15 protein-coding genes are annotated in these 13,531 nt (G+C 71.7%); 11 read left to right on the top strand and 4 right to left on the bottom strand.

Annotation, left to right across the window (positions count from 1 at the left end):
• The first annotated feature begins 13 nt into the window (after positions 1–13).
• Positions 14–763 (top strand): DeoR/GlpR family DNA-binding transcription regulator, encoded by a 750-nt coding sequence (locus ACIQID_RS11020; protein ID WP_400284802.1) that lies wholly within the window; start codon positions 14–16, stop codon positions 761–763.
• Here the strand turns inward: ACIQID_RS11020 and ACIQID_RS11015 are convergent.
• Positions 696–1,496 (bottom strand): MerR family transcriptional regulator, encoded by an 801-nt coding sequence (locus tag ACIQID_RS11015; RefSeq protein WP_400284799.1) that lies wholly within the window; start codon positions 1,494–1,496, stop codon positions 696–698. The two genes, ACIQID_RS11020 and ACIQID_RS11015, sit on opposite strands and share 68 nt — an antisense overlap.
• Positions 1,497–1,557: 61 nt before the next feature.
• Between ACIQID_RS11015 and ACIQID_RS11010 the strand changes: the two genes are divergently transcribed.
• The 6 genes from ACIQID_RS11010 to ACIQID_RS10985 all read left to right on the top strand — a co-directional run bounded on the left by ACIQID_RS11010 (position 1,558) and on the right by ACIQID_RS10985 (position 5,914).
• On the top strand, positions 1,558–2,016 hold the full coding sequence (locus ACIQID_RS11010; protein WP_400284796.1) for a DUF6194 family protein: 459 nt from the start codon (positions 1,558–1,560) through the stop codon (positions 2,014–2,016).
• 5 nt (positions 2,017–2,021) lie between these two features.
• Positions 2,022–2,558 carry a putative immunity protein gene (locus ACIQID_RS11005; RefSeq protein ID WP_400284793.1) on the top strand — a complete coding sequence of 179 codons (537 nt, stop codon included), beginning with the start codon at positions 2,022–2,024 and terminating at the stop codon, positions 2,556–2,558.
• A 121-nt stretch (positions 2,559–2,679) separates the two neighbouring features.
• Positions 2,680–3,357, top strand: coding sequence for a response regulator transcription factor (locus ACIQID_RS11000; RefSeq protein WP_071329395.1), 678 nt, complete (start codon positions 2,680–2,682; stop codon positions 3,355–3,357).
• A complete protein-coding gene (locus ACIQID_RS10995; protein ID WP_400284790.1) occupies positions 3,350–4,675 on the top strand; it encodes a sensor histidine kinase in 1,326 nt (441 codons plus the stop codon). Before ACIQID_RS11000 ends, ACIQID_RS10995 begins: the two co-directional genes overlap by 8 nt.
• 89 nt (positions 4,676–4,764) lie before the next feature.
• Positions 4,765–5,658 (top strand): hypothetical protein, encoded by an 894-nt coding sequence (locus tag ACIQID_RS10990; RefSeq protein WP_400284787.1) that lies wholly within the window; start codon positions 4,765–4,767, stop codon positions 5,656–5,658.
• 28 nt (positions 5,659–5,686) lie between these two features.
• The gene (locus tag ACIQID_RS10985) at positions 5,687–5,914 is read left to right on the top strand and encodes an RNA-binding S4 domain-containing protein (RefSeq protein ID WP_025102805.1); all 228 of its coding nucleotides are present in this window, start codon (positions 5,687–5,689) and stop codon (positions 5,912–5,914) included.
• On the opposite strand, the gene ACIQID_RS10980 is transcribed toward ACIQID_RS10985, so the two are convergent.
• A complete protein-coding gene (locus ACIQID_RS10980) occupies positions 5,854–6,846 on the bottom strand; it encodes a DMT family transporter (protein WP_331201490.1) in 993 nt (330 codons plus the stop codon). The genes ACIQID_RS10985 and ACIQID_RS10980 overlap by 61 nt on opposite strands.
• A gap of 32 nt (positions 6,847–6,878) precedes the next feature.
• On the opposite strand from ACIQID_RS10980, the gene ACIQID_RS10975 reads away from it, so the two are divergent.
• A complete protein-coding gene (locus ACIQID_RS10975; RefSeq protein WP_331201491.1) occupies positions 6,879–7,484 on the top strand; it encodes a TetR/AcrR family transcriptional regulator in 606 nt (201 codons plus the stop codon).
• Here ACIQID_RS10975 and ACIQID_RS10970 read toward each other — a convergent pair.
• On the bottom strand, positions 7,481–7,957 hold the full coding sequence (locus ACIQID_RS10970) for a hypothetical protein (RefSeq protein WP_400284782.1): 477 nt from the start codon (positions 7,955–7,957) through the stop codon (positions 7,481–7,483). The two genes, ACIQID_RS10975 and ACIQID_RS10970, sit on opposite strands and share 4 nt — an antisense overlap.
• Before the next feature lie 91 nt (positions 7,958–8,048).
• Between ACIQID_RS10970 and ACIQID_RS10965 the strand changes: the two genes are divergently transcribed.
• Positions 8,049–8,681: a winged helix-turn-helix transcriptional regulator gene (locus tag ACIQID_RS10965; protein WP_312674494.1), complete on the top strand. Its 633-nt coding sequence runs from the start codon at positions 8,049–8,051 to the stop codon at positions 8,679–8,681.
• A gap of 9 nt (positions 8,682–8,690) precedes the next feature.
• Here ACIQID_RS10965 and dnaB read toward each other — a convergent pair whose 3' ends face one another.
• Positions 8,691–10,064: a replicative DNA helicase gene (gene dnaB, locus ACIQID_RS10960; RefSeq protein ID WP_025102810.1), complete on the bottom strand. Its 1,374-nt coding sequence runs from the start codon at positions 10,062–10,064 to the stop codon at positions 8,691–8,693.
• 516 nt (positions 10,065–10,580) lie between these two features.
• Here dnaB and ACIQID_RS10955 point away from each other — a divergent pair.
• Together ACIQID_RS10955 and ACIQID_RS10950 are read left to right on the top strand one after the other, a co-directional pair.
• A complete protein-coding gene (locus tag ACIQID_RS10955; protein ID WP_400284778.1) occupies positions 10,581–11,645 on the top strand; it encodes a hypothetical protein in 1,065 nt (354 codons plus the stop codon).
• Between the two features lie 102 nt (positions 11,646–11,747).
• A complete protein-coding gene (locus ACIQID_RS10950) occupies positions 11,748–13,442 on the top strand; it encodes a beta strand repeat-containing protein (RefSeq protein ID WP_400284775.1) in 1,695 nt (564 codons plus the stop codon).
• Positions 13,443–13,531: the final 89 nt, after the last annotated feature.

Raw genomic sequence — 13,531 nt, 5'->3', positions numbered from 1 at the left:
CGTGAGGAAACGTATGCTCGCTGCTCAGCGCAAGGACCACCTGCTCGACGTGCTCGCCCGCGAGGGACGGGTCGTGGCGAAGGTTGCGGCCGATGACCTCGGAGTCTCGGAAGACGCCATCCGCCGCGACCTCCGCGAGCTCGCCGAGGAGGGCAGGCTCCAGCGGGTGTACGGCGGCGCGCTGCCCATCGCCGCGGCCGATCGCCCGGTGCGTGAGCGTCACGATCTGGCGACCGAGAGCAAGGAGCGGGTCGCCCGCCAGGCGGTCACGACCATCCGCCCCGGATCGACGATCGTGCTGGATGCCGGCACCACCACGCTCGCGATGGCGCGGCTGCTGCCCTCCGGCACCGGCATCACCGTCATCACCCCGAGTCCCGCCGTCGCCCTCGCCGTCGCCGAGCACTCGGATGCGAGCGTGATCATGATCGGCGGCGAGCTCACCCGGCACTCCCTCGTCGCCGGCGGAGGACTCGCGATGGAGGCGATCCAGCACCTCGCCGCCGACGTGTTCTTCGTCGGCGTCACGGGCGTCGACCCGCGCCACGGTCTCACGACGGGCGACCTCGACGATGCCGTCACCAAGCGGGCGATCGCCTCCCGATGCGCCGCGACCGTCGTGCTCGCGAGCGACGAGAAGATCGGCGCCGCCTCGCGCTACCCGGTACTGCCGTTCGAGGCGGTCGCCGCGGTCATCACCGACCCGCTCGACGAGAATCCGCTGATCCCGGAGGTGCTGGCGCAGATCCCGGCGCGGGAGTGAGCGACGATCCGTCTTCTCCCGCGAGGCGTTCCGCGAGCAGGACGTGCAGGTGTCCTGCCGCCGCGAGAAGCGCGACGCTGCGGCGCGTGAGGTCGGCCAGCCGCTCCGCGAGGATGCGCTGCACCTGCTCGGTGTCACCGTGCGCGCGCACCTCGTCGATGATCCGGGAGACCGCGGGGATGCCGTAGCCGCCCGAGCGCAGGGCGGCGGCGATCCGCGCCTCGGTGATCGCGAGGGAGTCAAAGGAGCGGACCGATCCCGCACGCCGAAGAGGGCGCACGAGCCCTTCTCGCTCCCAGTGCCGCAGTGCGGAGGAACGGACGCCGAGCGCCTGGGCGAGTTCGCCGATGGCCATCGCATCGTCCTCGACGAACGGATCGCCGGCCTCCGCCACCGCGTCCTCGAGTCCGCGCAGGGCCGCGCGCACCCGTGAGCGTTCGAGGGCGAGATCCGCGTGCAGGGTGTCGATCCGCTCCGCCGCCTGCTCGACCGATCCGCCGATGAGAGCGGGCATCAGTCGACGCGCGGGCACCGGACCGAGCGCCGTCGCCAACGCGCGATAGGCGTGCAGCGCCAGGGCATGCGGCCTCCGATACCGCCGGTACCCGTTCGCACCGCGCTCCGCGGAGGGGAGGACACCGAGGCGCTCGAGGTCGCGCACCTGCTGCGTCGAGTAGCCGACCAGCCGTCCGAGCGCCGCAGTGGTCATCACCTGCTCTTGAGGGTTCTGCACGCTTCTCCTCGTGTTTCCGGTTCTTGAGTCCACATAAGCACATCAGCCTCAGCATTGAAGGATGGAAATGCAGGAGATCATCGAAGAGGTCCGCTCGTTCGACGGCGTGCTCGTCGTCGCCCCGGAGGCGGGCAGCGACTTCCCCGAACTGTCATGGGGAGACGCGTACTTCTACCACGCGCCCGACGGCCGGATGCCGGAGCGCACGCAGCCGTACGGGACGATCATCACGAAGGACTATCCCGACGACACGTCCTCGGCGCTGGACGCTCCAGGGCGCTTCCGGGTGAACATCCACGTCGGACGCGAGCGCGCGGCGTCGATCATCGCGGCGGGGTCTCTCACGGGCGGCGACACCGACCCGACGGCGGTCGACGTCTTCCGGCCTCACCCGTTGTACGGCACCGCCGGCTGGGTGTGCGTGATCAACCCCGCAGCGGCGACGGAGGGCGCCGTGCTCGCCCTTCTCCGCGAGGCGCACGAGGCCGCGCGCGCTCGCACCGGACGACGGGCGAGGTGACCCCCATGTCGACTCCGCAGGGCATGACCGAGGCCGACCGTCGGATCGTCGCGGTGTGGGCGGCCGACTGCGCCGAGCGCGTGCTGCCGCTGTTCGAGAGCGAGGCCCCGGACGACGACCGTGCGCGCGATGCCATCGCCAGGACGCGCGCCTTCGCCCGGGGCGAGATCACGGCTGCGGGCGAGATCCGTCGTCGCTTCGTCGCGGGCAGGGCTGCCCGCAGCGCCGTGACCCCTGCCGGCACCGCGGCCGCCCGCTCCGCGGCACAGGCCGCCGGGGTCGCGCACATGGGAGCGCACGCTCTCGGGGCAGCCGCCTACGCCGCGCGAGCCGTCGAGCGGGCACACCCTGACGCCCCCGACGCCCGTGCCGCAGAGGTGCGCTGGCAACTCGCGCACCTCTCCCCCGAAGCCGCTGCGGTCCTGCGCGCTCTCCCACCGGTGGGCACCGATCCCGCCGGCCCCCTCGGCCCCGGGCTCCTCTCCTCCGGCCCCCTCGGCGAGGTGATCCGCGAGATCCAGACGCACCTCTCGTCCGGCTAGGACCCTCCTTCGAATCGCGCAACTGGCTGTATCCGAGCCCGAAATGGAGCCAGGTGCGCGATTCGAAAGCGGGTCCGACCGCTTCAGCCCCGATTCAGCGACGACCCGCCACACTGGGGGGATGCGGATCCTGGTGGTGGACGACGAGGTGCGTCTGGCCGAGGGCGTGCGCCGCGGACTCGAGGCGGAGGGCTTCGCGGTCGACGTCGCCCACAACGGCGTCGACGGCCTGTGGCGGGCCCGCGAGACCCGGTACGACGCCATCGTGCTCGACCTGATGATGCCCGGCATGAGCGGCTGGAAGGTCTGCGAGGCCCTGCGCGCCGAGGAGAACTGGACTCCCGTGCTGATGCTCACCGCCAAGGACGGCGAATGGGATCAGGTGGAGGCGCTGGAGAGCGGCGCCGACGACTACGTCACGAAGCCCTTCTCGTTCGCGATCCTCGTGGCCCGACTGCGGGCGCTCGTGCGCCGCGGCGCCGTGGCGCGACCGACGATCCTGGAGGCCGGCGACCTGCGACTGGATCCCGCCGGACACCACGTGTGGCGCGGCGAGACGCCGATCTCCCTCACAGCCCGCGAGTTCGCGGTGCTCGAGCATCTGATGCGGCACCGCGGGCAGGTGCTGTCGAAGCGCGACGTCCTCGCCGGCGTCTGGGACGACGACTTCGACGGCGACCCGAACATCGTCGAGGTGTACATCGGTCACCTCCGCCGCAAGGTCGACAAGCCGTTCGGACGCGAGGCGATCGAGACCATCCGCGGCGCGGGCTATCGGCTGGCGGCGAACGGTGGCTAGGCGGCTCTGGCGGTCGGTCCGCGGCCGGACGACCCTGGGCGCCACCCTCGTCGTCGCGGTCGCGCTGCTCCTCGGGGCCTTCTCCTTCTACGGGGTGCTGAGCGCGAGCATCCACGGCAGCACCGAACGCGCGGCGGAGCAGCGGCTGGAGGAGCTCGTCAGCCGCTTCGACGGGCCGGGACGCCGCGGCCCCGACCAGCTCGACGACGACCTCGTGCAGCTGCTCGGGCGGGACGGATCGGTGCGCGCGGCGAGCGAGGAGGCCGCCGATGCGCTCGGCACCACGCCGCTGCCCGTCGACGACGATCCGCAGGTCGTCCGGATCGACGGCGAGCCGATGGTCGTGGTGTCGGAAGACGTCGAGGGCGACCAGACCCTCGTCCTCGCGGTGCCGATGGACGAGGATGCGGAGACCCTATCGACGGTGGCGACGCTGCTCGTGATCGCCGTCCCCGCGCTGCTGCTGCTCGTGGCCGTCACCACCTGGCTCGTCACGGGGCGCGCGCTGCGCCCGGTGACCCGCATCCGCCAGGAGGTCGAGGGCATCACCGCCGAGCGTCTCGATCACCGGGTGCCGGTCCCCGACACCGCGGACGAGATCCACTCCCTCGCCGTGACGATGAACGGGATGCTCGACCGGCTCGACGCGGCGGCGACCGCGCAGCGCCGCTTCGTCTCCGACGCCTCCCACGAGCTCCGCTCCCCCCTGGCGACGATCCGTCAGCACGCGGAGCTCGCCCAGGCGCACCCGGAGGTGACGAGCATCGATGAGCTCGCCGAGGTGGTGTCCGAGGAGGGGCTGCGGCTGCAGGGCATCGTGGAGTCGCTGCTGCTCCTCGCCCGCCTCGACGAGGGGGTCAGCGGGAGCACCGAACCGGTGGACCTGGACGACCTGGCCCTCGCGGAGGTGCGTCGGCTGCGGGCCGCCGGGCTCGACGTCGACGGCTCCGGCATCCGTGCGGCCCGCACCGTCGGCGACCCCCGGCTGCTGGGCCAGCTGCTGCGGAACCTCGCGGACAACGCCGCCCGGCACAGCAACGGCCGGGTGGCGATCGGGGTGGAGCCGCGACCCCATCACGTCGTCCTCACGGTCGAAGACGACGGCACCGGCATCCCGCCGGAGGAGCGGGACCGCATCTTCGAGCGCTTCGTCCGACTCGATGAGGCCCGCAGTCGGGACGCGGGAGGCAGCGGGCTCGGTCTCGCGATCGCGCACGGCATCGCCACCGCCGCCCACGGCGCGATCGCGGTGGACACGTCCCGGTGGGGCGGCGCCCGCTTCACCGTCACCCTCCCCTCGGCCGGCCCTCTCTCCTGACCTGATCGCCCCACCCGAGATATCGGTTCCTGAACGGGGCTTCAGGAGGCTTCAGGGTGGCTTCAGCGGCGTCGGGAGACCATCGAGACATGAACGACAAGACTCCTGCCCCCGACCAGAACCCCACGCCGGACGAGAACGACGCCGCGGGTCAGAACCCGGCACCCGCGGTCCCGAACGCAGGCCAGGACCAGAACGCCGGAACGGGCTCCCCCGCCGGCCACGGCACGACCCCCGACGCCCCGACGGTGCCGGTCGCACCGACCCCCGGCCCTGCTGCCGCCCCGGACACCGCCCCTGAGGCACCGGCCGCCGCAGCGACCCCCGCCACGCCCGGACGCAAGCGCGCGCTCCTGATCGGCGGCGGGATCGCGGCCGCGGTGCTGCTCGCCGGTGGAGGCGTCGCGGTGGGTGCCGCGATCGGCGACGAGTTCGGCGACGACGAGGACCGCCCCGCGATGGAGGGCCCCCGACACGAGGGCGACCATGGCCCGCGCGGAGACCACCGCGGCGACGAGGATGCCCGCCCGAGCGGAGACCGGGGCGACCGCGGCCCGGTGACCGGCATCGGCACGGACGACGTCGACGAGATCCTCGCGATCGCCGCCGCCGCCCAGGACGCCGCCGAGGGCGAGGTCACCTCGATCGACGCGAAGCGCGACGGAACGTGGGAAGTGCAGTTGACCACGTCGGCCGGGGACGAGACCGAGGTGCGCGTGGACGACGACCTCACCGCGACCGTGGTGTCGACCGACGCCGCGGACGACGACGACCAGGGACCGACGGTCACGCTCGACGAGGAGACCATCCGCACCCTCGTCGACGCCGCCCTCGCGGAGGCCGAGGGGATGATCACCGACCTCGATGTGGACTCCGACGACGTGAGCCCCTACGACGCCTCCGTCCTCACGACGGACAACCGCTCGATCGACATCTCCTTCGACGCCTCGTTCGCGGTCGTCGGCACCGACATCGACGAGTGACCGCGGCCCTGACGGCTAGCATGCAAGGATGACGAACTCCGATCCGATCGACGAGGTCTCCATCGGCGGCGAGGTCATCCGCCTCGGGCAGTTCCTCAAGTTCGCGGGACTGCTCGATTCGGGCGGCGACGCGAAAGAGGTCATCATCGACGGCTACGTCACCGTGAACGGCGAAGTGGACCGGCGCCGCGGGCGTCAGCTCCGCGACGGCGATGTGGTCACCTTCGAGGGCCGGGCGGTCCGCGTCCGGCCCTGACCCGGCGTCGCGGAGCCGCCCGCCGCCTCCGCGCCGCGGTTCCGTGCCTCGCTCACGAGCACCATGGTCACGCCGGCGCCGCACAGTGCGAACCCGCCGAGCGTGATCGCGGTGAGGGGTTCACCGAGCAGCAGCGCCCCGCCGATCGCGGTCGCCGGGGCGACGAGGAAGAGCAGCGCCTGCAATGCGGTGATGCCGACCCGGCGCAGCAGCCACCAGTAGAGGCCATAGGCGCCGAGCGTGGGAAAGACGGCGGTCAGGACCACCGCGATCCAGAACGACGGTCGCGCCGGTGGCACGAGCGCCCCGGCGAGCGCGCCGATGACGAGGAGCAGCACGGCGGTCACGCTCACGTGGATGGTCAGGGTCAGCAGCACCCCCGTGCGCACGGCCGTCCGCCGCTGCACCAGCGTGCCGATCACGAGGCAGACCATCGCCGCCGCCGGAAGCAGGTAGGCGACGAGCGGCGCGGAGCCGGCGCCGAACTGCGACTGCACGACGAGCAGCACCCCCACCGCCCCGATCACCAGTCCCGCCACCTGGGCACCGCGCACACGGAGGCCCAGCACCGGCCCGACCAGCACGGCGACGAGCAGCGGCTGGACGGCGTCGATCAGCGCGACGGTGCCGGTGGCGATCCCCGTCGCGACGGCGGCGTACACGGCGGCGCAGTATCCGAACTGGGCGAGCGCGCCGATGACCGCCTGGATGCCGAGTTCCCGCGCGGTCATCCCCTTCGCCGCTCCGGACAACGCAGTGAGGACGACGAGCAGGACGGCGAGCGGCGCGAACCGCCAGACCAGCAGCGTCAGCGGGTCGACGTCCGCGGTGGCGACCGCGGGGATGAGGAATCCCGAGCTCCACGTGAGGACGAAGGCCACCGCCGCACCCACGGTCACGACCCGAGAGAGTATACCGATCTGTTTACTCATCCCGTCACTATACAGGTTGGTATACTCGCCGCATGTCGACAACCGTGCCGGAGCTCCCGCCGCTGACCCCCGGGGCGCGCCGCGTGCTCGACGCTGCCTCCGACCTCTTCTACGAGCGCGGCATCCACGCCGTCGGGGTCGACACCATCGCCGCCGCCGCGGGCGTGACGAAGAAGACGCTCTACGACCGGTTCGGGTCGAAGGAGGCGCTCGTCGTGTCGTACCTGCAGCACCGGGACGCCCGCTGGCGGGATCACGTCGCGGTCCACCTCGCACGGGTCCCGGAGCCGGGGCCCGCCCGCGTGCTCGCGATCTTCGATGCCGCCATCTCCTGGGTGCCGGACCACAGCACCAAGGGATGCAGCGCCATCAACGCGCGCGCCGAGATCGACGGCCCCGGGGACGCCCCGCTGGTGCTCGCCGAAGCCCGCCGCGAGAAGGAGTGGCTGCTCGGGGTCTTCGCAGAGCTCTGCGTTGAGGCCGGCCTCCACGACCCGGACCGGCTCGCCGAGACGCTCATGCTGCTCTATGAAGGCGCGATCGTCACCGTCGGCATGGGCACGTTCGCGGAGCCGTTCGCGACCGCTCGGGACAGCGCCCGTCGACTGCTGGAATCCGCTGCGTCCGACGCGTCCTAGCCGTCGGTCGCCGGCGAGGACGCGCGCGGCGGCAGCACGGCGCGCACCGTGACCACGAGGAACGCCACGAGCAGCACGACCATCGTCACGTCCGCGACGATGTAGGCGTAGTGCGCGCCATCCGTTCCTGGAGCCCCCCGCCCTGCGATGACGAGGTCGCTGCGTCGGTTGAGCATCGGGCGGATGACGACGACCTCGACGAGGAACACCAGCCACAGCCCGCCGAGCAGCAGCGCCGAGGAGCGCCCGGCGCGGGCGCGGATGCTGACCGCCGTCAGCACGAGGAGCACCGCTCCCGCGAGGACGTTGAGGGCGGTGAACACGAGGCGACCGATGCCGAGCCCCAGCGGGATCGTGATCCCGGGCGCCAGGAACTTCAGCGGCGCCTCCAGGAACGAGATCGCGATGATCGCCCCGAGCAGGAATGCGGGCAGCAGCAGGCGCAGCGCCGTCACCGTGCGTCCACCCGTCATGGCCTCAGGCTAACCGGGCTGTCCACACCCGCGACGGCGGGTGACCGTGGAAATCGACCCCTCGTCCCGCACTCAGGGGATAATGGGTAACATGCCACGTCCTACCGACGCCTATCGCGGGCTCATGCAGAGCAGCCGGCTACGGGTTCTCGCCGCCTTGATGGACACTCCGGGGATCGGCCTCGCCGAGCTCTCCCTCCGCATGGGCCTCCACGTGAACACGCTGCGCGACCACCTCCGCGTGCTCGAGGGTGAGGGTCTCGCCCGGTCCGAGGTCGAGCACACCGGTCGGCGCGGAAGACCGCGGCTGCGCTTCTCCCCCGTGCTGCCCAGCGAGCCGAACGAGATCGAGGAACGGCGGGTCCAGGAGGCGATCCGTCACGGCGACCTCATGCGCGCGGTGCTCCCGGCGACGCGATCCGGGCTCCCGGAGGCCGCGACGCATCAGCTCGACGCGCTGTTCCACCACCTCGACGACGTGGGCCTGCAACCGGACATCGACGAGAAGGCGATGACCGTCGACCTCTCCCCCTGCCGCTTCCACACGCTGCTGACCGATGACCAGACCGTGGTCTGCCGCGTGCACGAGGAGCTCATGAAGTCGGTGCTGGCGAGAGCGGGCGGCCCGGTGGAGATCGAACGCGTGATCCCGTTCACGAGCGCGCACTCCTGCCACGTCCGGCTCAGCCTCCGCGAGGAGTCGACGTCCGACGCGGGACGCTGACGCCGCGGCTCAGTTGAAGTCGCCGCCCGGCGCCATGTCGGCGAACCGGGAGTAGTGCCCCTGGAAGGCGACGGTGATGGTCGCGGTCGGACCGTTACGGTGCTTGGCCACGATGAGGTCGGCCTCGCCGGGACGGACGTCCTTGTCGTAGACCGAGTCGCGGTGCAGCAGGATGACCATGTCGGCGTCCTGCTCGATCGATCCGGACTCTCGCAGGTCGCTGATGGCGGGCTTCTTGTCCTGGCGCTGCTCGGGACCACGGTTCAGCTGCGACAGCGCGATGACCGGCACCTGCAGCTCCTTGGCGATGAGCTTGAGGCTTCGGGAGAACTCCGAGACCTCCTGCTGACGGGACTCGACGCGCTTGCCGGAGGTCATGAGCTGGAGATAGTCGATGATGACCATGCGCAGACCGGCACGCTGCTTCAGCCGTCGGCACTTCGCCCGGATCTCGACGAGCGTCATGTTCGGGCTGTCGTCGATGTAGAGCGGGGCGTCGTTGATGCGGCCACGGGTGGCGGCGACCGTCGTCCAGTCCCGCGGGTCGAGCGTTCCCTTACGCATGTTCTGCAGCGGGATCGCCCCCTCGGCGCTGAGCAGACGCATCGCGATCTCGCTCTTGCCCATCTCGAGGGAGAAGAAGATCGAAGGGAAGTCGTGCCCGATCGAGGCCGCACGGGCGAAGTCGAGGGCGAGCGTGGACTTTCCCATCGCGGGTCGCGCGGCGACGACGATCATCTGCCCGCCGTGCAGGCCGTTGGTCAGCTCGTCGAGCTCGCGGAAGCCGGTGGGGATGCCGGTCATGGAGCCGTCGCGGCCGTTGGCCGCCTCGATCTCCTCGACCGCGGCGTCGACGGCGACGGTGAGCGGCACGTAGTCCTCGGCCGTCTCCGAGCCGGTCACCGAGTAGATCTCGGCCTGCGCGTTGTTGACGATGTCGGTCGCGTCGCCCTGCCCGTCGTAGCCGAGCTGGACGATCCGCGTCCCGGCGTCGACGAGGCGGCGGAGGATCGCGCGTTCGGAGACGATGCCGGCGTAGTAGCCGGCGTTGGCCGCGGTCGGGACGATCGACGTGAGGGTGTGCAGGTAGTCGGCGCCACCGGCCTTGTTCAGCTCCCCCGTCTTGATGAGCTCGTCGGTGACCGCGACGACGTCGGTCGGCTCGCCGTGGGAGTACAGCGAGAGGATCGCCTCGAAGATGAGCTCGTGCTTGGGGATGTAGAAGTCGGCGCCCTTGAGCGTCTCGATCACGTCGGCGACCGCGTCCTTCGACAGGAGCATGCCGCCCAGGGCGCTCTGCTCGGCGAGGAGGTCGTGCGGAGGGGTGCGCTCGGGCGGACGCTGCCCTCCCAGGCGCTCCTCGGAGATGTCGGCGATCGACACTGTGTTCCCTTCGATGCGACGGTTCTGAGGCGGGCCCCGCGCGCGCATCCGCGGATGCCGGTGCGGGGGACCGCGGCCGCGCGGCGGCCATCCCCAGACAAGCAGGTGCCCCCGACATTCGGTCGCTCGACCACGCTATGAGCGGTCTCCACACGGTGCAACATGGCCTGTGGATAACCATGTGGACAGCGTGCGGACAATCTCGGAGTGTCTGTGCAGAACAGGTGTGGATAACCCCGTGGACGGTGTGAACACCGAACTTTTTTTAGGTCTATGAACTGGGATTTACCGTTTCCCCACCCTGTGGATGAAAACGAGTTTAAATTGCGCGTTGAAGGTTTCCCCTCCGGAGGGGGCATGTGTAGAACCTGGGGAAAGTCAAGCCGGAAATCCGCCGGGCGCGTCACGATCTGACACGAGACGAATCGGATGTAAACGCCCCTGGACAGAGAGGGGGTGCGCGAGTATTCTGCCTCCCATCGACACACCCGTGGACCTTCGGAGGGGGAGGACGACGTGGACGCTCGGACCACCCGACGCGGCGTACCCCACGCCGTCCTCTGGGGTGGCATCGGCGCGCTCGCCTGGGCGGCCCTGACCGTCCTCACCGGCGGCGGTTCCGCGCACGCGGACGAGCAGCCGAAGGGTCCGCTCGACGGCCTCACCTCTGTCGTCTCCGAGACCGTCACCGCTGTGACGAAGCCCGTCGTGACCGATGTCGTGGCTCCGGTGGTGAACCAGGTGGCGACGCCCGTCGTCCACGAGGTGGTCGCTCCCGTGGTGCACGAGGTCGTCGCTCCGGTCGTGACTCACACCGTCACTCCCGTCCAGGAGGCGGCTCCCGCCGTCGTCGAGACGGTGACCGAGACGGTGACGCAGGTCCCGGTCGTCGGAGACACTGCGGCTCCTGTGCTGGAGGCGGTCGCCGAGACCACCGAGACGATCGTCGAGCCCGTCACCGACGTGCTCGGCTCTGCACCGGTCTCGCAGATCACCGCGCCCGTGCTCGACCTCGTCGGCGGTCTTCCGCTGGTCGGCGGCATCGTCGTGGACTCCGGCGCCATCGACCTGGTCGAGAACGTCGTCGGCGTCGTTGACGGCACGACCGGTCTGATCGGCGGCGTCGTCGACGAGACCGTTCCGCCGGTCGTCGAGGCGCTCACGCCCCGCGACCCGACTTCACCGCAGACCCCGGAGGGCTCCGTCCCCGCGGGCGTCCCCCCTGTGCGCGACGACATCGCCGCGCTTCCCGAGGCTGCGCCCGCACCGTCGGCGTCGCCGAGCACAGGCCAGGACTCTGTGCTCCGTACCGTGGCTTCCGCCACGGCCGTGGTTTCCGCGCCCGACTCCTCGGACGCCGGTGCCGGTGACATCGCTCCGGTGCCGTTCGGTGCTCCTCCGGCCGCCCCGGCCACCCCCGCTTCTTCCTCCGCCACCTCGGCCGGAGGTTCCACCAGCGCCCCCGCTCGCCTCAGCGAGATCGGCGCGACCCCGCTCCGTGCCTGGGAGCGGGTCGCCGGCGCACGGGACGACGCCCTTCCGGGCGCCCCCGTCGCCGACACCGACGTCTCGCCTGACTGACGGACTGTCGCGTCATCCCACCGGGATGACAGATGCCGTGCTGCGCGCGCACTTCCTCGCGCGCATCCCATCAGACAGACCAGTCACGTCAGGAGAACCATCATGCGTACCTACGCGAAGCGCGTCCTCTGGGGCACGCTCATCGCCGGCGGGATCACCCTGCTCGGCGCGACGGCCGCCAATGCGGCCGAGACATCCGGAGACGACGGCTTGCTTTCCGGCACCCAGGCGGTAGCACCCATCACCGCCCCGATCACGGTCGTCGACAACGCGATCTCCGTGCTCGGCGACGCGGCATCCACCACACCGGCACCTGCTCCGGCCCCGGCTCCCGCCCCGGCACCCGCACCGGCACCCGCCCCCGCTCCGCAGACGAGCGGCGAGGAGGGCACGGCATCCGGCACCCAAGCCGTGGTGACCGTCAACCTTCCCGTCACGGTGACGGACAACGCCATCAGTCTCACCGAAGACTCCACGACCAGCACCCCGGCCGCCGCTCCTCCCCAGAGCGCGGCTCCCCAGGCCCCTGACGCGGCCGGGGTGCTTTCCCTCGACACGGACGGCCTGGAGGGCGTGCTCTCGGGCACCCAGGCTCTGGTGGCGGTCAACGCCCCGGTGACCGTGTCCGACAACGCCATCTCGCTGCTCGGCGACTCCGAGTCGGCCGCTGAGGGAGAGAGCGCCGCAGCACCGGCGCCTGCCCCGGCGACCGGGTCGAGCACCTCGGGCGAGGACGGCACCGCGAGCGGCACCCAGGTCGTCGCGCCGGTGACGGCCCCCGTCACGGTGAGCGGCAACGCCATCTCGCTCCTCGGCGACAGCGAGGCCACCGGCACCTCCGGCGGCACCGCGGCCCCGACCGCACCCGCGGCCGGCGGGAGCACCACCGGCGGTGACGACAGCATCCTCGGGGGCACGCAGGCCGTGGCACCCGTGACGGCGCCTGTCACCGTCGGCGGCAACGCCATCTCGCTGCTCGGCGACAGCGAGGCCACCGGCACCTCCGGCGGCACCAGCCCGGCACCGGCTGCGCCCGCGACCGGGTCGAGCACCTCGGGCGAGGACGGCACCGCGAGCGGCACCCAGGTGGTCGTCCCCGTGACGACCCCCGTCACCGTCGGCGGCAACGCCATCTCGCTCCTCGGCGACAGCGAGGCCACCGGCACCACCGGCGGCACCGCGACTCCGACCGCACCCGCGGCCGGAGGCAGCACCACCGGCGGCGACGACAGCACCCTCGGCGGCACCCAGGTGGTCGCCCCCGTGACGGCCCCCATCGGCGTCACCGGCAACGCCATCTCCGTCACCGACGACGCCACCGTCACCGGCACCACCGGCGGCACCGCGACTCCGACCGCACCCGCGGCCGGAGGCAGCACCACCGGCGGCGACGACAGCACCCTCGGCGGGACTCAGCTGGAACTCCCGGTGACGCTTCCCATCACGATCGGCGGGAACGCGATCTCCGTCGTCGGCGAGAGCACGGTGACCGATCCCGGCACCAACCCCGGCACGGACCCGGGCACGGACCCGGGCACTGATCCTGGAACGGACCCCGGCACGGACCCGGGCACCAACCCCGGCACCGACCCCGGAACCGACCCCGGAGCGAACCCGGGGACGACGCCGAGCACCGGAGCCGGCATGACCAGCATGCCGTGGGCTGCGGGTGCCGCCGCGACGGGTGAGGCCACCGGCCTCGCGATGACCGGTGGCGCCTCGGCCCCGTGGCTGTGGGCCCTCGCCGCTCTCCTGCTGCTGGGAGGTGCGGGTCTGCTGCGCCGTCGCACGGCGTAGGCGCTGAGCCCCGGCGGTGGCGATGTCCTCGGGGGAGGAGACTCGCCCCCGCCGGTGCGCGGCAGCGTCCGCCCGTGCGGTGCAGCCCT

This window comes from Microbacterium sp. NPDC091676, from assembly GCF_044756645.1.
GTDB classification, from domain to species: Bacteria; Actinomycetota; Actinomycetes; order Actinomycetales; family Microbacteriaceae; genus Microbacterium; species Microbacterium paraoxydans_D.
Note: the sequence above shows the minus strand (reverse complement) of the source record. Positions and strands in the feature narration are given on the sequence as shown.

Excerpts from the sequence above, each read along its gene's own strand:
- ACIQID_RS11020 (WP_400284802.1), top strand. The coding sequence starts at position 14 with ATGCTCGCTGCTCAGCGCAAGGACCACCTGCTCGACGTGCTCGCCCGC.
- ACIQID_RS11010 (WP_400284796.1), top strand. The coding sequence starts at position 1,558 with ATGGAAATGCAGGAGATCATCGAAGAGGTCCGCTCGTTCGACGGCGTG.
- ACIQID_RS11005 (WP_400284793.1), top strand. The coding sequence starts at position 2,022 with ATGTCGACTCCGCAGGGCATGACCGAGGCCGACCGTCGGATCGTCGCG.
- ACIQID_RS11000 (WP_071329395.1), top strand. The coding sequence starts at position 2,680 with ATGCGGATCCTGGTGGTGGACGACGAGGTGCGTCTGGCCGAGGGCGTG.
- ACIQID_RS10990 (WP_400284787.1), top strand. The coding sequence starts at position 4,765 with ATGAACGACAAGACTCCTGCCCCCGACCAGAACCCCACGCCGGACGAG.
- ACIQID_RS10985 (WP_025102805.1), top strand. The coding sequence starts at position 5,687 with ATGACGAACTCCGATCCGATCGACGAGGTCTCCATCGGCGGCGAGGTC.
- ACIQID_RS10980 (WP_331201490.1), bottom strand. The coding sequence starts at position 6,846 with ATGAGTAAACAGATCGGTATACTCTCTCGGGTCGTGACCGTGGGTGCG.
- ACIQID_RS10975 (WP_331201491.1), top strand. The coding sequence starts at position 6,879 with ATGTCGACAACCGTGCCGGAGCTCCCGCCGCTGACCCCCGGGGCGCGC.
- ACIQID_RS10970 (WP_400284782.1), bottom strand. The coding sequence starts at position 7,957 with ATGACGGGTGGACGCACGGTGACGGCGCTGCGCCTGCTGCTGCCCGCA.
- ACIQID_RS10965 (WP_312674494.1), top strand. The coding sequence starts at position 8,049 with ATGCCACGTCCTACCGACGCCTATCGCGGGCTCATGCAGAGCAGCCGG.
- ACIQID_RS10950 (WP_400284775.1), top strand. The coding sequence starts at position 11,748 with ATGCGTACCTACGCGAAGCGCGTCCTCTGGGGCACGCTCATCGCCGGC.